The organism is Corynebacterium evansiae, assembly GCF_027570065.1.
Classification (GTDB): Bacteria; Actinomycetota; Actinomycetes; order Mycobacteriales; family Mycobacteriaceae; genus Corynebacterium; species Corynebacterium evansiae.
The window spans coordinates 193,357-212,509 of the sequence record NZ_JAKMUT010000002.1; the positions used below are offsets into that span (position 1 = coordinate 193,357).

The 19,153-nt window shown below is 63.1% G+C and carries 18 protein-coding genes and 7 tRNA genes; 13 read left to right on the plus strand and 12 right to left on the minus strand.

The window, feature by feature from the left end; translation table 11 throughout:
- Positions 1-6 precede the first annotated feature (6 nt).
- Both L8V00_RS02840 and L8V00_RS02845 read right to left on the minus strand, forming a co-directional pair.
- Entirely contained in the window at positions 7-591 is a 585-nt protein-coding gene (locus L8V00_RS02840) for a copper resistance CopC family protein (protein WP_192816639.1), read from the minus strand.
- Positions 592-786: 195 nt separating this feature from the next.
- Positions 787-858: transfer RNA gene (locus L8V00_RS02845), tRNA-Val, on the minus strand.
- Positions 859-1,104: 246 nt separating this feature from the next.
- On the opposite strand from L8V00_RS02845, the gene L8V00_RS02850 reads away from it, so the two are divergent.
- The 8 genes from L8V00_RS02850 to msrB all read left to right on the plus strand — a co-directional run bounded on the left by L8V00_RS02850 (position 1,105) and on the right by msrB (position 3,552).
- Positions 1,105-1,180 (plus strand) — tRNA-Gly (locus tag L8V00_RS02850).
- Between the two features lie 49 nt (positions 1,181-1,229).
- Positions 1,230-1,301, plus strand: a tRNA-Val gene (locus L8V00_RS02855).
- A gap of 46 nt (positions 1,302-1,347) precedes the next feature.
- Positions 1,348-1,423: transfer RNA gene (locus tag L8V00_RS02860), tRNA-Gly, on the plus strand.
- A gap of 41 nt (positions 1,424-1,464) precedes the next feature.
- A tRNA-Cys gene (locus L8V00_RS02865) sits at positions 1,465-1,539 on the plus strand.
- 27 nt (positions 1,540-1,566) lie between these two features.
- Positions 1,567-1,638, plus strand: a tRNA-Val gene (locus tag L8V00_RS02870).
- 50 nt (positions 1,639-1,688) lie between these two features.
- Positions 1,689-1,764: transfer RNA gene (locus L8V00_RS02875), tRNA-Gly, on the plus strand.
- Positions 1,765-1,859: 95 nt separating this feature from the next.
- Entirely contained in the window at positions 1,860-3,125 is a 1,266-nt protein-coding gene (locus L8V00_RS02880; protein WP_269944163.1) for a glycosyltransferase family 87 protein, read from the plus strand.
- Positions 3,118-3,552: a peptide-methionine (R)-S-oxide reductase MsrB gene (gene msrB / locus L8V00_RS02885; RefSeq protein WP_035003782.1), complete on the plus strand. Its 435-nt coding sequence runs from the start codon at positions 3,118-3,120 to the stop codon at positions 3,550-3,552. The genes L8V00_RS02880 and msrB overlap by 8 nt, the downstream gene beginning before the upstream one ends.
- A 23-nt stretch (positions 3,553-3,575) precedes the next feature.
- Here the strand turns inward: msrB and hemQ are convergent, their stop codons facing one another.
- The 3 genes from hemQ to hemE all read right to left on the minus strand — a co-directional run bounded on the left by hemQ (position 3,576) and on the right by hemE (position 7,013).
- Positions 3,576-4,292: a hydrogen peroxide-dependent heme synthase gene (gene hemQ, locus L8V00_RS02890; protein ID WP_269944164.1), complete on the minus strand. Its 717-nt coding sequence runs from the start codon at positions 4,290-4,292 to the stop codon at positions 3,576-3,578.
- Positions 4,293-4,413: 121 nt separating this feature from the next.
- The gene (hemG, locus tag L8V00_RS02895) at positions 4,414-5,859 is read right to left on the minus strand and encodes a protoporphyrinogen oxidase (RefSeq protein ID WP_269944165.1); all 1,446 of its coding nucleotides are present in this window, start codon (positions 5,857-5,859) and stop codon (positions 4,414-4,416) included.
- Positions 5,856-7,013: a uroporphyrinogen decarboxylase gene (gene hemE, locus L8V00_RS02900; RefSeq protein ID WP_049050520.1), complete on the minus strand. Its 1,158-nt coding sequence runs from the start codon at positions 7,011-7,013 to the stop codon at positions 5,856-5,858. Before hemE ends, hemG begins: the two co-directional genes overlap by 4 nt.
- A gap of 63 nt (positions 7,014-7,076) precedes the next feature.
- On the opposite strand from hemE, the gene L8V00_RS02905 reads away from it, so the two are divergent.
- Positions 7,077-7,700 (plus strand): DUF3000 domain-containing protein, encoded by a 624-nt coding sequence (locus tag L8V00_RS02905; protein ID WP_035003765.1) that lies wholly within the window; start codon positions 7,077-7,079, stop codon positions 7,698-7,700.
- 71 nt (positions 7,701-7,771) lie between these two features.
- Complete coding sequence (locus L8V00_RS02910) at positions 7,772-9,043, plus strand: ribonuclease D (RefSeq protein WP_035003763.1); 1,272 nt, start codon at positions 7,772-7,774, stop codon at positions 9,041-9,043.
- Here L8V00_RS02910 and dxs read toward each other — a convergent pair.
- The 5 genes from dxs to dut all read right to left on the minus strand — a co-directional run bounded on the left by dxs (position 9,040) and on the right by dut (position 14,302).
- Positions 9,040-10,932 (minus strand): 1-deoxy-D-xylulose-5-phosphate synthase, encoded by a 1,893-nt coding sequence (gene dxs, locus L8V00_RS02915; RefSeq protein WP_269944166.1) that lies wholly within the window; start codon positions 10,930-10,932, stop codon positions 9,040-9,042. The genes L8V00_RS02910 and dxs overlap by 4 nt on opposite strands.
- A 98-nt stretch (positions 10,933-11,030) precedes the next feature.
- Positions 11,031-12,353 (minus strand): class I SAM-dependent RNA methyltransferase, encoded by a 1,323-nt coding sequence (locus L8V00_RS02920; protein ID WP_269944167.1) that lies wholly within the window; start codon positions 12,351-12,353, stop codon positions 11,031-11,033.
- Complete coding sequence (locus L8V00_RS02925) at positions 12,340-13,071, minus strand: DUF3159 domain-containing protein (RefSeq protein ID WP_269944168.1); 732 nt, start codon at positions 13,069-13,071, stop codon at positions 12,340-12,342. The genes L8V00_RS02920 and L8V00_RS02925 overlap by 14 nt, the downstream gene beginning before the upstream one ends.
- Positions 13,071-13,763 carry a DUF3710 domain-containing protein gene (locus L8V00_RS02930; protein WP_269944169.1) on the minus strand — a complete coding sequence of 231 codons (693 nt, stop codon included), beginning with the start codon at positions 13,761-13,763 and terminating at the stop codon, positions 13,071-13,073. Before L8V00_RS02930 ends, L8V00_RS02925 begins: the two co-directional genes overlap by 1 nt.
- 62 nt (positions 13,764-13,825) lie before the next feature.
- A complete protein-coding gene (gene dut, locus L8V00_RS02935) occupies positions 13,826-14,302 on the minus strand; it encodes a dUTP diphosphatase (RefSeq protein ID WP_049050519.1) in 477 nt (158 codons plus the stop codon).
- 108 nt (positions 14,303-14,410) lie between these two features.
- On the opposite strand from dut, the gene L8V00_RS02940 reads away from it, so the two are divergent.
- Positions 14,411-14,896, plus strand: a complete 486-nt coding sequence (locus L8V00_RS02940; RefSeq protein ID WP_049050499.1) for a DUF3093 domain-containing protein — start codon at positions 14,411-14,413, stop codon at positions 14,894-14,896.
- A gap of 6 nt (positions 14,897-14,902) precedes the next feature.
- On the opposite strand, the gene L8V00_RS02945 is transcribed toward L8V00_RS02940, so the two are convergent.
- Positions 14,903-15,202, minus strand: coding sequence for a DUF4193 domain-containing protein (locus L8V00_RS02945; protein ID WP_269944170.1), 300 nt, complete (start codon positions 15,200-15,202; stop codon positions 14,903-14,905).
- 178 nt (positions 15,203-15,380) lie between these two features.
- Positions 15,381-16,358 carry an inositol monophosphatase family protein gene (locus L8V00_RS02950; protein ID WP_269944171.1) on the minus strand — a complete coding sequence of 326 codons (978 nt, stop codon included), beginning with the start codon at positions 16,356-16,358 and terminating at the stop codon, positions 15,381-15,383.
- 128 nt (positions 16,359-16,486) lie between these two features.
- Between L8V00_RS02950 and ppgK the strand changes: the two genes are divergently transcribed.
- The gene (gene ppgK / locus L8V00_RS02955; protein WP_269944172.1) at positions 16,487-17,266 is read left to right on the plus strand and encodes a polyphosphate--glucose phosphotransferase; all 780 of its coding nucleotides are present in this window, start codon (positions 16,487-16,489) and stop codon (positions 17,264-17,266) included.
- 223 nt (positions 17,267-17,489) lie between these two features.
- Positions 17,490-19,142, plus strand: coding sequence for an RNA polymerase sigma factor (locus tag L8V00_RS02960; RefSeq protein WP_239315955.1), 1,653 nt, complete (start codon positions 17,490-17,492; stop codon positions 19,140-19,142).
- Positions 19,143-19,153 lie beyond the last annotated feature (11 nt).

Sequence of the window (19,153 nt, forward strand, 5' to 3'; positions counted from 1 at the left end):
TGTCGGCTAGTCGTCCTTCAAGTCGCGAAAGCGTGCGATGGCGATTGCCAAAGCACCCACAACTACGACGATACCGCCCAAAGGCAATAACCAAGAAGGAACACTCAGGGACTGCTCCCCCTGTGCCCCCTCCTCGGAGCCCCCTTCGGACTGGCTTCCGCCGCTGCCGTTACCTTCGCCGCCATCCGCGGAAGCCAGATTGAACTTCAGGCTGCCACGGGTGGAGTGACCGTCGGAGCTAGTGATCTGGTAGCCGACGGTGTACTCGCCACCGTCCTTCTTCTCCTGCACATCAGCCGGAACATCCACGGAAAGCTCTCGGCCATCGGCCGTCGGCTCATCGCGGAAAAGCACCTCACCATCGTGCGACAGCGCGATGGTGTTGAAGCCCTCCTGCGGCTCGCCCGAGAAGTTCAGGACGATCTTTTCAGGCAGGTGGTCGACCGTGGAATTGGCCTCCGGGGTGGATTTCACCACGACGTCATGGGCAGAGGCTGGAGCACCGAAACCCACGGAAACGGCGGCAACCATTCCAGATGCCGCGAGGATGCGGGCGAAGGGGCGTCCAAAAGAAGAAAAACGGCGAGGCATGTAAACGGTGAACCTTTCTGTCACGACACTGCTAACACCATAGCGCCGAAAAGATTGGCCTCAATGCTGCGAAGTTTTCCAGCGCTGTGGAAGTAGTCGGGCGCCGCGGGCAAAGAGTTCCCAGCCCGACCCCGACGGGGGCACCTGGGGGGGGGAAAAGAAAACCGCCCAGCGAGAACGCCAGGCGGTGAATTGTGGTTCCAACTGGGTTCGAACCAGCGACCTTTCCGGTGTGAGCGGAACGCTCTTCCACTGAGCTATGGAACCTTACAAGAGGGAAAGGTACCACTAGGCGCTAAGCAAGACCAAAACCCGTAGGCAGGTGCCACTTTCTAGCCGCCTTCGTGCCATATTGCTGAATTGCAAGATTGTAGTTCAACGGTGTTTAATCGGCGCGAGGGCAGCCTTCCGAAGCCCTTATCTACCTGGGGATTTGTGAACTAGGTGACTAACAGGCTAGTGTTTGTTGTCGCAGCGACGAAGAATCGCTTTTAAGCGTTCAAGGTTGCTTATGCGGATGTAGCGCAGTTGGTAGCGCATCACCTTGCCAAGGTGAGGGTCGCGAGTTCGAGTCTCGTCATCCGCTCCACGCTCAAGCAATATCCCGAGCTAGTTTCGGGGCTTGGGTTGTTGTTTTAGCGCGTTTAGCTCAGCGGGAGAGCGCTTCCCTGACACGGAAGAGGTCACTGGTTCGATCCCAGTATCGCGCACAGGATCCGCTTCGGATCCACCTGCGAAGGATCAAACCTTTCGCACGCGGATGTAGCGCAGTTGGTAGCGCATCACCTTGCCAAGGTGAGGGTCGCGAGTTCGAGTCTCGTCATCCGCTCCACGGTTCACTAAAGTGGGCCACGAGCAAGAATCTCTTGCCGCGGTGGAATGGCTGAGTGGCTTAGGCAACGGTCTGCAAAACCGTGTACACGGGTTCGATTCCCGTTTCCACCTCCACATTCTTTTACACATAGTGAACTATAGGCGCGTTTAGCTCAGCGGGAGAGCGCTTCCCTGACACGGAAGAGGTCACTGGTTCGATCCCAGTATCGCGCACAGGATCCCATTGCAGGATCCACCTGCGAAGGCTTAAAAACCTTTCGCACGCGGATGTAGCGCAGTTGGTAGCGCATCACCTTGCCAAGGTGAGGGTCGCGAGTTCGAGCCTCGTCATCCGCTCCAAAATTTTTTTGGGGGCGCCAAGCCCCCTTTTTTCATGCCTTACCAGCGGCGTGGCAGCACTCCCGGGGAGATTCGGGGGCTAAAATTAGTCGGCGATGAACGCCGAGAAATCTTCCTCTACACGTGCAGAAAGCCGCGTGAACACCTCCCAGATCCTCTGCTGGGTGTTGTGGCCGCTGGCTGTAATGACCTTTATCCATCGCGTTTTCCTTCACCCTTGGAACTCGCGACTCACCGACGACTTCGGCACGGTCATCTCAGCGCTGTACAAGTTCCGAGCCCAGGAGGCGATCTACGACCAGGACTACTCCTCCACGGATCCGCACTACCTCTACTCCCCCGGCGCCACGCTGCTGCTGAGCCCCCTGTCGTTGCTGACGAACGTCGACCTGGCGCGGGCCGTGTACGTGGTCGGCAATGGTGTTGCGGCGGTGCTGGCGGTCGTGGTGCTCACGAAGCTCTTTGATTACTCCCTGCGCTCCTGGGTTCTGCCCGTCGGCATCTTCTTCCTCTTCAGCTCCGAGTCGATCGCCAACACCCTTGGGTTCGGCAACATCAACGGCGTGCTGTTGCTGGCCGAGGCGCTGTTCCTGTGGCTGCTCATCAACAACCGAGGGGTGTTGGCGGGTATCGTCATCGGGCTGGCCATCACGATCAAGCCGCAGTTCCTGCCGTTGCTCTTCATTCCCCTGATGCGCCGCCAGCTGTCCACCATCGCCACTGGACTGGCGATCCCGGTCGCCATGAACGTCATCGCCTGGCCGCTCACCACAAACGCGGGCGATTACTTCGACAAGCTGCTGCCCTACCTCGGCGGGGTGCGGGATTTCGCGAATTCGTCGATCCCCGGCGTGGGCGTGTACTTCGGCTTCCCGGATTGGACGATCTGGCTGTGGCGCATTTTGGCCGCCATCTGCGTGCTCGTGGCGCTGGCGATGCTGCTGCGCTTCCGCGACCGCGATCCGGTGATGTGGTCCGCCACCACCGCCGGCGTGCTTCTGACGGGCGTGTTCCTGATTAGCAGCCTGGGCCAGATGTACTACTCGATGCTGCTGCTGCCGATCCTCTTCACGGTTCTTTCCTCCCGCTCCGTGATGCACAGCCCCGTGGCGTGGCTGGGAGTGTACTTCTTCTTCAGCCACGATTCGTGGTTCTCGGACCGGTGGGTCAACTACGGCCGGGTGGCGGAATATACGCGCGGCACTATTGGTTGGTCACTGTTGCTGGTCGCCGCTGCGGTGGTCTCTACGATGTGGTTCTTTAGGGATCGACGCCACAACGTCCACCCGCTAGGCGATGTACACACGAACGGTCTTTTCTACCGGGATAAGGCAAAGACAGGAGAAGCAACTGATGACTGAGTTGAACCCCACCGCTGATTTCCGCGAGCTCACTGACGAACAATGGCGCGAGCGCCTGACCCCTGAGGAGTTCGCCGTGCTCCGCCGGGCCGGAACCGAGGCCCCCTTTAAGGGCGAGTACACGGACACCGAAACCGAGGGTGTGTACGCCTGCAAGGGCTGCGGCGCGGAACTGTTCCGCTCGACCGAGAAGTTCCACTCGCACTGCGGCTGGCCGAGCTTTTTCGACCCGAAGGATTCGGACGCGGTGATTACCCGCGTCGACGATTCCCTCGGCATGCGCCGCATCGAGGTTCTGTGTGCGCAGTGCGAAGGCCACCTGGGCCATGTTTTCGAGGGCGAGGGTTATCCCACGCCCACTGATTTGCGCTATTGCATCAACAGCATTGCTTTGACGCTGCAGCCGGCCGAGGATCCGGCCAGCTAGAGCCCAGTTAGGGCCGGATGCTGCTAGGCCAGCGACTCCACGAAGCTAGCCAGCTCCTCCTTGTCGCCGTTAACGCGGCGACCGGTGAAGAACGGGATTTCCTCGCGCACGTGGTGGCGAGCCTCCGTGTAGCGCATCTTGTACATCAGCTCGACGATGCGCTCCAGGGTCGGGGACTCAAAGGCCAGGATCCACTCGTAGTCACCCAGTGCGAAGGCGGGAACGGTGTTAGCACGAACCTCGTCGAAGCCCAGGGCGGCCTTGCCGTGCTCGCGCAGCAGGCGGGAGCGCTCCGCGCGATCCATGGTGTACCACTCGTAGCTGCGAACGAACGGGTAGACGCAGATCCAATCGCCCGGCTCCTCGTCCATGATGAAGGACGGCAGGTGAGCCTTGTTGAATTCACTCGGGCGGTGCAGGCAGGTGTTGGACCATACCGGCTCGCAGGCCTGCCCCAGCTTGGTTTCCTTGAGGAAGCGGCGGTAGGCCACCTGCAGATCCTGCATCTTCTCCGCGTGCCACCAGATCATGACGTCGGCCTCGGCGCGCAGTGCGGACAGGTCGTAGACACCGCGGATAACCAGATCCTCATCCTCAAAGGAATCAATGAATGCCTGAAAATCAGCAGCTACCTCCGCGCGATCCCCCAGCACGCCCGGCTCGATCTTGAAGACCGAGTAGGTGGCGAAGCGAACGACGGCGTTGAGACGCTTGATTTCCTGCGCGTTCAGTTCAGTCATGGTGTTTAGCCTCTTTAGCCTTTCTGAGTTCCATTCATAGGTTCTATGGCAGCCGTTAACGGCTTATACCAAATCCAATCTACGCGAGATCACCCTCCTGAGGAGCTAGGCGTGGGGTGGATCACGCCATCTCGCGGATGATTTCCCGCGCGGCCTCCACGCCCGAAGCGGCGGTTGCGGGCACGCCCACACCGTTGAGCATCGAACCGGCCAGCGCTAGCCCGCGAATGTCCAACACCTCGTCGTAAGCCTTGGACATTGCGTCCATGTAGCCCACGCCATAGCGCGGCAGGCCGCCCCACCAGCGCTGGACGAAATACTCCTCCGGGGTCTTCCGCTCGCCGGTGATGCGCTCCAGATCCTCGACCGCGAAGCTCAGCAGGGCACGGTTATCTACCTCCAGGTGCCACGGGTTGCCAAAGCTGCCGAAGCTAGCCCGCACAATGGCTCCCCCGCGTTCGGCCAGGTGCGGCCACTTACGAGACGAGAACGTGAAAGCCTTCGCCTCCGTGGGGGCGTCACTTCCCAAAAGAACGCCCGAACGCTCCGGGATGCCGTGTGCAGAAGCCATGCGCATGCCGACGACTACGCTGCTGGCGAGGTCGATCTCACCCAGCACGTCCGCGGCGGTGGGAGCCATGTACTGCAGGATGGCCGACCCAGTGGGCGCCGGGGTGGCGACGATGACGGCATCGAACTCGCCGATGGGATCGATGTAGTAGCCGCCTCGAGTGCGGCCGATGGATTCCACTGCGGTGTTGCGCAGGAGCTCCGGATTTGCGTGGCGCACCAGCGCGTCTACCAGGCTGGCGTAACCCCCGCGCAAGCTGCGAAAGACGGGCTTCGGATTCTCCCCCTCCTTGGGCTCGGGGCGCTGGGAAAGAAGGTGCTCGATGGCATCCACCAGGAAGAACGGTTGGCCCTCCGCGCCACGGCGATCCAGCTCCGCCGCCAGCTGCGGAAGCGTGGCGCGCACTCCCAGGTCAAAAGCGTTGCAGGAATACACGCCGCCCAGCAGCGGGGAGACCAAGCGGTCGACCACAATGCGGCCCAGGCGGGCTTCTACCAACTGTCCGACTGACGTGTCCTGTCCCGGCGTCCAGGTCATGGGATGCCCGTTACGCTCGGCGTCGATGCGCGCAGCACCGTCTTGCCCCACCACCTCGGCAACGTCCGCGCCGCGGGAAGGGATGCCCATCAACGTGCGCCGCGGAATATCCACCAGCGCACCGTCCACATAGAAACCGCTTGGCAGGCCAGAGGGCACACACAGCTGGTCCCCCAGCCCAACGGACTCAACCAGTTCAGTGAAATCCTGGCGGAAGCCCATGTAGGCCTCCGCTCCCATATCCACCGGACCGTTGGCATAGTTCACCGTCTTTAGCTTTCCGCCCAGGCGGTCGTAGGCCTCAGTCAGCAAAATGCGGGCGCCCGGCCCCAACTGGCGACGCAGCTCCCAGGCCGCGGCCAGACCCGCGATGCCGCCGCCGATCACGGCGACGCGCAGCTCCTCCAGACCGGACGTGTCAAGCTTCTCGAAGTGGCAGGAAAACTGGTTGGCCTTCATCGCTTGTGAACCTCCTCGAAGGCGCGGGTGATGGCATCGGGATCGGTGTTCGGCAAAACCCCGTGCCCCAGGTTGAAGATGTGTCCGCGGGCCTGGCCGCGCTCGATGGCGCGGTCGGCCTCGGCACAGATGCGGGCGATCTGCGCCTCTACAACGTCCGAACCAGCGAACAGCACAGCCGGATCCAGGTTGCCCTGCAGCGCCTTGGCGCGGGTGGTCGGCTCCGCCGTCGGGTTAGCCTCTTGCAACGCGGCGGATACGCGGGTGGCGGCGGAATCCAGCGGCACGCGCCAATCCACGCCCACCACGTCGGGGCCGGCCAGAGCCATGTCGCCCAACAGCTCCCCGGTGCCCACGCCAAAGTGGATCATCGGCACGCCGTAGGCGCGCATCGCATTGAAAATCTCGGTGGAGTACGGGCGGACGAACTCGCGGTAATCCCGCGCCGTCAGATAGCCGGCCCAGGAGTCAAACAACTGCAGGGCATCCACACCAGCCTCTACCTGAACCTGCAGGAAGCGGATAATAGTGGGCGTCAATTGGCGCATCAGGGCATGCCACACATCCGGCTGCGAGTACATCAGGGCCTTCGTGACCTCGTGGTTCTTCGAGGGGCCACCCTCAACGAGATAGGAGGCGAGGGTAAAGGGCGCGCCTGCGAAACCGATGAGGACCTGGTCGTCGCGCAGCCCCTCCAGCACACCGCCGATGCCTTCGACGATGCTATCGAGCTGACTGCTCTCCACGATCGGCAGCGCAGCTACCTCCTCTGCCGTGCGCACGGGGTGCTGTACGACGGGACCGCGGCCGGCCACAATATCCAGATCCACTCCTGCGGCCTTGAGCGGCACCACGATGTCGGAGAACAGAATCGCCGCGTCCGCGTCGTGCCGGCGAACCGGCTGCAGGGTGATCTCCGCGAGCAGCTCCGGGTTAAAGCAGGATTCCAGCATTCCGTAGTCTTTACGGATCTCGCGGTACTCCGGTAGCGAGCGTCCGGCTTGGCGCATCATCCACACCGGGCGGCGACTAGGGGTTTCTCCGCGCGCTGCGGCGAGGAACGGCGCATCCTTGTGGGCGCGACGCCGCGCTTCGGCGGCAGCGGTATCAGCTTGGATGGGGCAATCAATAGGCTCACTCGTCATAGATGCCATTATGCCAGCGCCCTCGGCGCGCCTCACAAACACGACAAACCTTAAAGGCTAGGTTTAGGCCTTGTGAGCCAAGAGACTGAGATCCCAGAGTACTTCCACGAAGCGGTGCGCTCCATGTCGGAAGCACAAGTGCGTCGCGGCATCAGCGTCGGAGACATCCGGCCGCCCCGCAACCTCGCACCCCTCAGCCACGCCATCGGCCTCGAGGTGCTGCCCGCCGACGAGGACAGCGACGACAGCACCGGAACCCCCGCCGGCGATGCCTTCGGCCGCCTGATCCTGCTCCACGACCCGCAGGGCGAAGAGCAATGGAAGGGCAAGCGTATGCGCATGGTCGCCTACATCCAAGCGGACATGGATGCCGCCGTGGCCTCCGACCCGCTGCTGCCGGACGTGGCATGGGACTGGCTCAAGGAGCAGCTGGATTCCCCGAGTTGTGAATACACCGACCTCGGCGGCACGGTGACTTCTACTGCTTCCGTCCGCTACGGAGAGATCGGCGGCCCACCGCGCGCCTTCCAACTGGAGATGCGCGCCTCCTGGACCGCCACCGGTTCCGACCTCACGGGCCACGTCCAAGCCTTCGCGGAGGTGCTGGCTAACGTCGCCGGCCTGCCGCCCGAGGGTGTGACCAGCCTGGCTTTCGGTGCCCGCCCCGCGGGCACCGCGGCCGCCAACGACTCCTAGTAAAACAACTTCTAGTACAGGTGGGAGGCTCCGGGGCGAGGTAACCGGCGGGCTGACGTATCGTTAGAGCCGTGAGTTTTGTCTCTGTCCCCGCCGCCGGCACCCCGGTACTGCGGGATACCCCGCAGCACATCGACGCAGCCGCCCGCGCACTCGCCGCAGGCCACGGCCCCATCGCCATCGACACGGAGCGCGCCTCTGCCTACCGCTACGACGATCGCGCGTTCCTGATCCAGCTGCGTCGCCACGGCTCCGGCACCTTTCTGATTGATCCGGAGGCCGAACCCCAAGCCACCCGTCGCATGGCCAAGGTCGTGAACGAAGCCGAATGGGTGCTCCACGCCGCGCACACCGACCTTCCATGTCTGCTGGCCTTGGATTGGCACCCACAGGTACTGCACGACACGCAGATTGCCGGGCAGATCCTCGGGGCCGAGCGCATCGGCCTTTCCGGCATGCTGGAGGCCTACTTCGACATTGAGGTGCCCAAGGATAAAGGCAACGCGGACTGGTCGCGCAGGCCGCTGACCGACGCGATGCTGAACTACGCCGCCCTGGACGTCGAATGGCTGCTGGAGCTACTGGAACACTGCCTCGATGACCTCACCGAGGCGGGTCGCACCGAGTGGTATGTCCAGGAGTGCGCACACGTGCTGGCATCCGCCTCTCCCCTGTCCGCGAACGACTGGACGAGTCTGAAAGGCTTGAGTTCTCTGCGCGGCGCCCTGCCCCGCCGGATCGCCCACGACCTCTGGGAATCCCGCGACACCATGGCCCGCCGCGGCGACATCTCCCCGGAGGCCATCCTGCGCAGCCGTGACCTCGTGGACATCGCCGGCCGTGCCGATCGCGACCGCGCCGGTGCGCTGCGGCAGTTGAACTCCTGCCTGCATCACTCGCGGGCGCGCATGAAACCTCGGGCTCGCAGGCACATGGCCGAGCTTCTTTCGGACGCCCTCACGTCCGAGACCCAAGACCTCGAAACCCAACAGTTCCTGCCGCCGCGAAACCCCACGCGCGGCATCCCGGATCATAAGGTCTGGCCGGAGGAATACCCCCGTGCGGCTGCCTACTCCGAAGCGATTCTCTCCGCGGCCGATGACGTAGCGGATCGCCTGCAGATCCGCCTCGACACGGTTGTTACCAGGAAAAATCTGCGCCAAGCTGCCTGGTCCTGCTGGCAGGCCGAAGACTCAAGCGCGCTAGATGGGGCCGATGACCCGATCGCGGAGTGGGAGGAACTGCTCGGCGAAAAGTGGTCCGCCCTGGGGCTGCGACCGTGGCAGGTGGAGTTATTGCTCGACGCTGTCACCCCTGCCGTCGCGGCAGTCTACGCAGGCTAGAGCTTCTCCGCGTAACCCACGACGGTCCGGGCGACGGTCTCCACGTCCAGGCCCAGCTCCTCGAGCACCTCGCCGCGCGAGGCATGAGCCAGGAACTCTTGCGGTACGCCCAGGTTGCGGACGGGCACGTCGATGCCTGCCTGGGACAGGTCGTAGTGCAGACGGCTACCCGCTCCGCCGTGCACGCCGTTGTCCTCGATCGTCACGATGAGGTCGAAGTCGCGGGCGAGCTCCAGCAAGCTATCCGCAGTGGGAACTACCCAGTGGGGATCCACGACGGTGGCGGAGAAGTTGGCGTCACAAAGAGCTTGCGCAGCCTCCAGAGCCTGGTCCGTAAGAGCTCCGAACGAGACAATGAGTACGCGACCGTCGGCCTGCTCTCCGCCCTGCTCGAACAGGACGTCGTAATCGGCCTCCTCGCGCACGGCGGGGATGTCGGCGGGGGCGTTGCCCTTAGGGAAGCGCACGACGGTCGGAGCATCGTCGATGGCCACTGCGCGGTCGAGGGCCAGCTCCAGTGTGCGCGCGTCGCGCGGGGCGGCGACGTGGATGCCGGGGACGATGCCAGTGATCGACAGGTCCCACATGCCGTTGTGGCTGGCGCCGTCGGAGCCCGTGATGCCGGCGCGGTCGAGGACGATGGTGACGCCCAGCTTCAGCAGGGCGACGTCCATCAACAGCTGGTCGAACGCGCGGTTGAGGAACGTCGAGTAGACGGCCACCACCGGGTGCAGGCCGCCGAGAGCCAGGCCGGCGGCGGAGGTCACCGCGTGCTGCTCGGCGATGCCGACGTCATAGGTGCGGCTGGGGTGGACCTTAGCAAAGTCGGCCAGGCCGGTCGGGCCAGCCATGGCGGCGGTGATGGCGACGATGTCCTCCCGCTCGTTGGCAATGTCGATCAGGTGGTTGGAGAACACCTTGGTCCAGCTGATCGCGCCCTCGGTCTTCTTCGCCATCGACTCACCGGTGATCGGGTCGATCACGCCGGTGGAATGCATCTGGTCGGCCTCGTCCTGCTCGGCGGGGTCGAAGCCCTTGCCCTTCTGCGTGACGGTATGGACGATCACGGGGCCGCCGTAGTCCTTGGCGTAGCGCAGAGCGTTCTCGACCTGCTTGAGGTCGTGGCCATCGACGGGGCCAATGTACTTCAGGCCCAGCTCCGGGAACATCTCATGCGGGATGACGGTGTGCTTCACGCCCTCCTTGAGGCCGTGAATCACCTGGAAGGCACGGTCGCCCACCCAGCCCATTCGACCCAGGGCGTACTTGCCGGTATCCATCACCCGGTCGTACATCGGCTGCAGGCGCAGCGCTGCCAGGTTCTCGGCCAGGCCGCCGATCGTGGGCGAATAGGAGCGGCCGTTGTCATTGACGACGATGACCAGGCTGCGCTTCTTCGCGGCGGCGATGTTGTTCAGCGCCTCCCACGTCATGCCGCCGGTCAGCGCGCCGTCGCCGACTAGGGCGACGACGTGGCGGTGAACCTGTCCGGTCAGCTCGAAGGCCTTGGCCAGACCATCTGCGTAGGACAGCGAGGCGGAAGCGTGGGAGGATTCAGTCCAGTCGTGGGGAGACTCCGCCCGATCCGGGTAGCCGGAGAGCCCGTCCTTTTGACGCAGCGTGTCGAAAAGGTCCCGGCGACCCGTCAAGATCTTGTGCACATAAGACTGGTGGCCGGTGTCGAAAATCAGCGGGTCCGAAGGCGAGTCGAATACCCGGTGCATGGCGATCGTCAGCTCTACAACGCCCAGGTTCGGTCCCAGGTGGCCGCCGGTTGCGGAGACCTTCTGGATAAGAAACTCGCGGATCTCCGCGGCCAGCTGCTCTAGCTGGTCTGCGTCCAGCCCCTTGAGGTCAGCGGGCGAAGACACCTTATCGAGAATTCCCATGTGAAACTACTCTTCTCCGTCCTCATGTCTCGCGCCGAATGTTTTGTCTGTCCATTCTAACTGCGCTCAAGTGTTTTGAAAGAATCCCCTACCGGGGTTTAAGAGCCTGCGCGACCGCGGCGGTCTGGAACCAGATATGCCAGCAGCTCTACGTGGTGGTTAAGGCCGAAGGCATCCACCACGCACAGCTCCTTAATTGCGTATCCGTTGTCGATCCAAGCTGAAAGGTCGCGGGCGGCGGTGGCCGGGTCGCATCCCACGTGAACGACGTGCCGCGGGCGGGCCTTGGCAATATCGGCAACCGTCTGCGTGCCCGCGCCCGTGCGCGGCGGGTCCAGAACCACCGCGTGCACGGATCCTCCGCTTGGCAGTTGGGGAACCAGACCCGCCACATCGCCACCGACAAACTCGACATTGTCGATGCCAGCTGCCGCCAGGGCCTGTGCCCCTGCCTCGCTGGCGCTACCGGCCACGTCTACGCAGACCACTCGGTCGGCCTTGCGGGATAGCGGCGCGCTGAATACTCCAGCGCCGCCGTACAGATCCCACGCAATCGACTGCTTAGCCTTTGCCCCCTCAGCCTTCTGCCCCTGCGCCACCGGCGGGATGTGGCGGGCAATCCAGGCGGAGTAGAACTCCGGCGCTACACGGTGCGCCTGCCAGAAGTCCTGCACCTGGCTTTCCCACTGCACGTTGAACTCCTGGTCGAGGCCGACCCCAAAGTGCACGGTGCGGGAAACGGTGGGGATCTCGCCCGCACCATCCGTGGCTTTACCCCGCAGCTGCACCATCTTGCGAGTGCCGTCATCTGCCACGGCAACGGCGATCTCGGTGTTGGGTACCAAGTTCCCGGCCGCTCGCAGCTGCTCGATTTCTTCGGCCAGCCCTTCTCGCAGCGCCTCGCTCCACTGCGCACAGGGGTGCTCTACGGGCACCACCTGGTGCGAGCCGCGTGCCCGCTGGCCGACGTTGCCCTCCCCGTCCACTGCCAGACGCACGCGCGTGCGCGAGCCCGCGAAGGGCTGCAGGCTCTCGGTATCGATGGTGACATTCTGTAGGGATTCGGCATCGATCTTGCCCACGCGAGCCAGCTGATCCAGCACCACTTGCTTCTTATAGTCCAGCGACCCGGCTGCGTCCACGAAATCCAGGTCGCAACACCCAGCCCCAGCCTGCGCTGCCGGGCATGCCGGGGACACACGGTGGGGGCTCGGCTGTCCGATGGCTACAGCCTCGCCGTTGCGGAAACCTTTCTTAGACTTCGAGTTCCGCGCCGGATCCAGCGCCACCGTCACATCCTTCTCGCCCGGCAGTCCACCGCGCACGAACACGATTTGCCCGTCCAGTCGGCCGATCACGGTGCCGCCGTTCGCCGGACCCGCCAGGTCGATCACTACTTCTTCCTTCTTAGTGACGCCCATCGGTCTCCACCTCTTCGATACCTTCTTCCATGCTTTCCGCCTCGACCTGCTGTAGGTCTTGCGTGTCTTCGCCCGGCTTCTCCGAGTGCCGCCCCTCCGCTCGGTTCGCTGCCTTCACTGCCCAAACGGTGACCGCCACTGCTACCAGCGTCAGGGGCCATCCCATTGCGATGCGGGTGTACCCGAGGGCGTCAGTCTTATCGCCAGCATAGAGCCACTGCTGAACGGCAAAGCGGGCGAAGAACACCACGGCCCACGCAAGGGTGGCGATGTTGAAGGCCCGCACTGCTCGGCGGTTCGTGCGCCAGCGGTGATCATCACCATTGATGCCGCGCCATACCGCGCCGACCAGCGGCCAGCGAACAAAGATCGAAATAATGGATGCGATGCCCGCCACCAGCGAGTACCAGATGCCGTAGGCGAAATAGCCCTTTGCATCCCCCATGATCCAGGCGATCGCTGCGCACAGCGCGACCGCGAGGAAGCCGGAGATCGCCGGCTGCAGGTTCTCCTTGCGCGCTACGCGCCACACCAGAATCAACACTGCAACCGCCAGCGCAGAAATCAGCGCGGGTCCCAGACCCCACTGGCTGTTTACCGGCACCAGAACCAGCACGGGCAACGTGGAGGAGACCAGTCCGGACAGGCCTCCCATTTGCTCCAGCAGGGTGGCCTGGGCTGCATCGCCGCCCTGTTGCGGCTCTGTCTTTCCTGCCATTACTGCAGATCCTCGCCCAGATTCCGGGTAGCTCCCTGGGATTCGGCATTCTGGCGGTGGGCCAGCTCCTGCAGCTGCTCCTGCAAAGCATCCGCCATGGCCTGCGGCATCAACACCGGCAAAGGCTGGCCGGCCGGAATTGGGTCGCTGCCGCGGCGGATAAAGGTACGTGCGATGATCTCCCGGCCCACCTTGGCCAACTCGTCCGCCTTGGACTTCTCTCCGGCCAGCGTCGCCCGGAACATCCAACGTGGACCGTTCACGCCGATCAGGCGCATCTGTCCCTCACCGGCTACCGCGCAGATCTCCTGGCCCCACGGGCCGTCCTCGACGTGAACGTCCAGGCCGTCCTTCGTCATGCCCGCGACCGTCTCCTCGACAGATTCGGCCCACAGGTCACCGTTTCGCGGTGCAGCGAAGGCAATCGGGGTAATGCGCCCACCGTCGATCTCCAGGTGAATCATCTGCGGCCCCTCCGGCCCCATATCCACCTTGACCTCACCGCCGTGCGGCACCGGAATGAGCATGGAGCCCAGATCCAAAGCTCCCGCGGCAAAATCCGAGAAGTCGAAGTCCTGGAAGTTCACCGTGTCGCCGTCAAACGGGCCAAAGTCGTTCTCCGGCTGATCCTGCTGCGGCTGAGCGACTTCCTCGGCCGGGTTCTTGTCGTTTTTATTCTTACGCCCAAACATCCCAAAACTCCGTCTTCTGTTGGCTTCTTAAGTTACTTCGAGTGCAGCTAAGCGTTGCGAGTCTAAACCCCAGTGGAGCCATAGCCGGACTCGCCCCGCACGGTCTCCCCCAGTTGCTCTACGCTCTCGACCTCTTCGACGTCGCACAGGCTGACTTCCTGCACCAGCAGCTGTGCAATCCGCTCCCCGCGCGCCAATTCAATGGGCTGCTCAGGATCCAGGTTGATCAGGCATACCTTGATCTCCCCGCGGTAGTCCGCATCGATCGTCCCCGGGGCGTTAACGATGGAAAGCCCCTTCTTCAGTGCGAGCCCACTACGCGGGTGCACCAGCCCCACTGTGCCTACAGGCAATGCGATGGCGATGCCTGTGCCGACCAGCTCCCGGTGCCCAGGGGCAATGGTCACATCCTGGGCCGTGTAGAGGTCTATGCCGGCATCCGTCGGGTGGGCGCGGCGCGGCAAGGGCAGCTCCTTGTCCAGGCGAACGATACGCAGCGGGGCGTCATTTCCGGTTTGTCCATTTTGCTTAAGGGTCACGGTCACCAAGACTACAAGTACCCAACCGAAGTTACGATGTCCGAACCCCCACGGGCTAGAATTACTAGGCAGCACGCAAAGCGAACAGATCTATCAGGAGATATTCAATTGGCATCGGACACTCAGCAGGAAAAGCTGCTGTATTCGGAGCACCAGCGCGTACCCCTAGTGTGGTGGCTGTTCGCCGCGGGCGTAGTCGCAATCATTGCGTGGCAGGCGCAAATGGGCCGTCCGATGTGGGCCTTCTACGTCGCCCTCGTGGTTTCCGGCGCGCTGGCAGTGTGGGCGCTTATTTACTTCTCCCGCACGAAGGTGGAGGTCACGGAAGATAGCTCCGGCGAGCGTTGGTTGCATGTCGGCCCGGCAAGACTCCCCGCAAGTGTGGTCAGCCGCAGCCTAGTTATTCCCCCTACCGCCAAGCGCGCCGCTATGGGCCGCCAGCTGGATCCGGCCGCCTATGTTGTGCACAAGAACTGGATCCCGACGATGGCGATGCTCGTCCTGGACGATCCGGACGACCCAACCCCCTACTGGCTGATCTCCACTAAGGAACCTCAGGAGGTTCTGGAGCAGCTTGGTCGCCCGATCTACTAACGCAGCTTAAGCGCAGTCCTTGCAGATGTACTCGCCGTCGGCGACGGTTTCTGCAATGCAGCTGCGGTGCTGCACCAGGAAGCACACGCTGCAGGTGAACTCGTCGCTCTGGCGCGGGATTACAGAGCCGGACAGCTCCTCGCCGGAAAGATCCGCCATGGGTACGTCGAAGGGCTCGACGATCTCTCCATCATCCGTATCGGAAACGGCCGGTTCAGCCTTCTCTGCGGCCTTCAGGCCTTCCAGGGAGTCGGTCTCGATGTCGTCTTCGGAACGTCGGCGCGGCGCGTCGTAGTCAGTGGCCATATTGGGTCCTTACTCACGTCGGTTGTGTCGATCAGATGGAGTGCAAAACAGCCAGCAGGGCTGGCTGAAAATTGCCTTAACTCGTCTCACTGTTCGCGGATCCTAGAGCACATGCACGCCCCTTGTCACCTTCACGCGCGCACTGGCGCCCGATAGGGGTAAATGGCTCCCCCCGCGGCTATTCCACCAGCAGTTCAGCCAGCTCCGCAGCCACCCCCGGCTTCACTGCCAATACAAGCGCCTTCGCCTCCTTCGTCACGTCATAATCCGGGGCCACGCTAATGGCTCCGGCACGCGCGGCAATCAGGCACCCCGCAGCGTGGTCCCACGGGCCCAACCCGTGTTCAAAGTAGGCATCTACTTCCCCACTTGCCACACGGCACAGGTCCAATGCGGCCGAGCCGATCCGTCGAATGTCGCGGACTTGCGGCAGCAGGCGGGTCAGCCGCTCCGCCTGGCGGCGGCGATCCTCAGCCACGTACGAAAAGCCGGTTGCAACCAGCGCCTTCCCCAGTGCTCCACCAGGCGCTACCTCCTGCTCCGCCGGTTCCACGCGCAGAGTAACGGCCGCGGCCTTATCGGCAATGTCCTGCAAGCGCCGCGCCGGCCCGCCCGCATGCGCCACGTAGGCAACCTGGCCTGTCACGTCCACCACCACGCCTGCTACTGGCTGCTCGTCCACCACTGCGGCGATGCTCACGGCATAGGCCGGAACCCCGTAGAGGAAGTTCACTGTTCCATCAATCGGATCAACGATCCATAGAACCTCCCCCGGGGCACTGTCCTCGCTACTCAGGCCGCTTTCCTCACCGAGCACGCGGGATCCGGGTACCCGCTGCAGCAGCTGCTCTGTAATGACTTTCTCGCTGGCCTGGTCTACCTCCGTCACCGGATCCACCTCGGAGGTCTTCGTCCCCACCACGCCGACGTGACCGTGCTCGTCGGCGAGTTCGCCACGACGGCGTCGAATAAGGACGGCCGCCTCGCGCGCCACCTCGAGGGCTACTGCCTCCAGGTCGGCAGGGCTAAGGGTTTTTTCTCTTGTGGACGCCCCAGCCTCCCCCGCCGTCGACACCTCGTCGAACACTCGCAGGGGCGCCTGGTTGGATTCTGCCTGCTGGAAAATCGTCGCTACCTCACGCGCCTTAGCGCTCATACTTGCTGAACCCGTGTTTTCCATGCTCTCCACCTTGCCATTCCTGATCACTCTTCACAGCCACCTTCCACGGGGCAGACTGCTAGACCCCGATGCCGAGCGCAGCCCAATATCTTCAAGGTAGTGTTATGGGCATGACTGAGGACAAGGCAGAGCAGAACCTGAGTTTCGGCGTAGACATCGGTGGATCCGGTGTGAAAGGCGCCGTAGTAGACCTCAACACCGGCGAGCTGGTCACCGAGCGTTTTAAGATCCTCACCCCGAAGCCCTCCACCCCGGATGCAGTGGCGGAGGTCGTGCGCAAGCTGATGGACATGGCCGAATGGGACGGTCCGGTGGGTGTCACGGTGCCCGCCGTAGTTAAGGACCAGAAGGCTCGCTCCGCGGCGAACATCGACAAGTCGTGGATCGATACCGATATGCAGGAGCTGTTCAAGCGCCACCTCGGCGAGCGGGAGATCGCTGTTCTTAATGACGCCGACGCAGCCGGACTGGCCGAGGTCAAGTACGGCGAGGAAAGCGCAAAGGAAGGCGCGGTGCTGATGCTCACTTTCGGAACCGGCATCGGCTCGGCCATGCTGTGTGATGGAAACCTGTTCCCCAACTCCGAGCTCGGCCACCTGCCCCACGACGAGAACGGTGACGTCGAGTGGTATGCCAGCTCCGCGGCGAAGGATCGCGAGGAGTTGTCCTATAAGAAGTGGGCCGCGCGCGTGGACGAGGTTCTGCACGCCTACAGCGCTCTGTTCAGCCCGAAGACGTTTATCGTCGGCGGCGGTATTTCTCGCAAGGCCGACAAGTGGGTTCCGCTGCTGACTGTCGAAGAGGAAGTTATCCCGGCGAAGCTGCGCAATCAGGCGGGCATTATCGGCGCTGCAATGGCCGTACAAGATGGCATCAAGCCCTAGTACCCGCTAGAAAGCAACCGCTTCGTACCAGGGATGGTTGCAACGCCGTGCTGATATTTGAGTTATAATGGGCGGTCGATTAGCACAGCAGGGGTCTCAACGCCCCTCCTAAACCATCGGTTGCGGGTATGCCGCAACCTGGTGCACCCCAATTCCTCTTCGGAATGTGGCCTTATAGGGCGGCCATTTCAGTGCACCATGCAATACGAGTGAAAGGGCTTCCGTGGCAGCGAACGACTCGACCACCACCGGCGAAGACAGCACCGAGGGTGTTGTGCGCAAGGTTGCAAAGAAGACGGCAGCGAAGAAAACTGCCCGAAAGGTGGCGAAGAAGTCGACGGTTGCCAAGAAGGCCACCGCGCGGAAGGCTACGGCAAAGGCTGCTGAATCTGTTGCCGAGCAGGAGGAGCAGGCGTCCACTCCCGTAAAGAAGGCGGCGAAGAAAACCGCAAAGAAGGCTGCCAAGAAGACTGCGCGCAAGGCCGCGAAGAAGACGGCCAAGAAGGCAACCAAGAAAACCGCGAAGAAGACCACGCGCAAGGTTGCCAAGAAGACGGCGAAGAAGACTACCGCGAAGCGCGGCACCAAGGCGGCAAAGGCGGCTGAGGAGGTCCTCGAGGAGGACGTAGCTGCAGCCGGCACCGCCGCTACTTCGGCCAAGCAGCAGGATGCGCCGGATAGCGTAGAAGAACGGGACGACTTCGACGATGACGAGGACGCAGATGCTCCGGATGACCTCGATGCGCTCGAGGACATGGATGAGGACGAAGACCTCGACGACCTGGAGGATCTCGACGATCTCGAGGACGATGACGACGACCTCGACGATGATGACGAGGACGACGAAGACTCCGAGGATTCCGACGAGGAAGACGACAAGAAGGACGGCAGCTTCGTCTGGGATGAAGACGAATCCGCAGCGCTGCGTCAGGCTCGAAAGGATGCCGAGCTCACGGCTTCCGCGGACTCGGTGCGTGCGTACCTGAAGCAGATCGGCAAGGTCGCGCTGCTGAACGCGGAGCAAGAGGTCTCCCTGGCCAAGCGCATCGAGGCCGGCCTGTACGCCGCTTATCGTCTGCAGGAGATCAAGGAGTCGGGCGAGAAGCTCTCCCCGATGCACCGTCGCGACCTGCGCGAAATCGACCGCGACGGGCGCCGCGCTAAGAACCACTTGCTGGAGGCCAACCTGCGCCTCGTGGTGTCCCTGGCCAAGCGTTACACCGGCCGCGGTATGGCGTTCCTGGATCTGATCCAGGAGGGCAACTTGGGTCTTATCCGCGCAGTCGAGAAGTTCGACTACGTGAAGGGCTACAAGTTCTCCACGTACGCCACCTGGTGGATTCGCCAGGCGATCACCCGCGCCATGGCCGACCAGGCCCGCACCATCCGCATCCCGGTGCACATGGTCGAGGTCATCAACAAGCTGGGCCGCATTCAGCGCGAGCTGCTGCAGGACCTGGGTCGCGAGCCCACTCCGGAGGAGCTGGCGCGCGAGATGGACATCACCGTGGACAAGGTGCTGGAGATCCAGCAGTACGCCCGCGAGCCGATTTCCCTGGACCAGACCATCGGCGACGAGGGCGATTCCCAGCTGGGCGACTTCATCGAGGACTCGGAGGCCGTCGTGGCCGTCGACGCGGTCTCGTTCACCCTGCTGCAGGATCAGCTGCAGGATGTGCTGCACACACTGTCCGAGCGCGAGGCCGGCGTGGTGAAGCTGCGCTTCGGCCTGACCGACGGCATGCCGCGCACTTTAGACGAAATCGGCCAGGTTTACGGGGTTACCCGCGAGCGCATCCGCCAGATCGAGTCGAAGACGATGTCCAAGCTGCGCCACCCGTCGCGGTCCCAGGTGCTGCGCGACTACCTGGACTAGTTCTGGACTAG

Coding starts and splice junctions, on each gene's coding strand:
- L8V00_RS02840 (WP_192816639.1), bottom strand. CDS start 591: ATGCCTCGCCGTTTTTCTTCTTTTGGACGCCCCTTCGCCCGCATCCTC.
- L8V00_RS02880 (WP_269944163.1), top strand. CDS start 1,860: ATGAACGCCGAGAAATCTTCCTCTACACGTGCAGAAAGCCGCGTGAAC.
- msrB (WP_035003782.1), top strand. CDS start 3,118: ATGACTGAGTTGAACCCCACCGCTGATTTCCGCGAGCTCACTGACGAA.
- hemQ (WP_269944164.1), bottom strand. CDS start 4,292: ATGACTGAACTGAACGCGCAGGAAATCAAGCGTCTCAACGCCGTCGTT.
- hemG (WP_269944165.1), bottom strand. CDS start 5,859: ATGAAGGCCAACCAGTTTTCCTGCCACTTCGAGAAGCTTGACACGTCC.
- hemE (WP_049050520.1), bottom strand. CDS start 7,013: ATGGCATCTATGACGAGTGAGCCTATTGATTGCCCCATCCAAGCTGAT.
- dxs (WP_269944166.1), bottom strand. CDS start 10,932: ATGGGAATTCTCGATAAGGTGTCTTCGCCCGCTGACCTCAAGGGGCTG.
- L8V00_RS02920 (WP_269944167.1), bottom strand. CDS start 12,353: ATGGGCGTCACTAAGAAGGAAGAAGTAGTGATCGACCTGGCGGGTCCG.
- L8V00_RS02925 (WP_269944168.1), bottom strand. CDS start 13,071: ATGGCAGGAAAGACAGAGCCGCAACAGGGCGGCGATGCAGCCCAGGCC.
- L8V00_RS02930 (WP_269944169.1), bottom strand. CDS start 13,763: ATGTTTGGGCGTAAGAATAAAAACGACAAGAACCCGGCCGAGGAAGTC.
- L8V00_RS02945 (WP_269944170.1), bottom strand. CDS start 15,202: ATGGCCACTGACTACGACGCGCCGCGCCGACGTTCCGAAGACGACATC.
- L8V00_RS02950 (WP_269944171.1), bottom strand. CDS start 16,358: ATGAGCGCTAAGGCGCGTGAGGTAGCGACGATTTTCCAGCAGGCAGAA.
- ppgK (WP_269944172.1), top strand. CDS start 16,487: ATGGGCATGACTGAGGACAAGGCAGAGCAGAACCTGAGTTTCGGCGTA.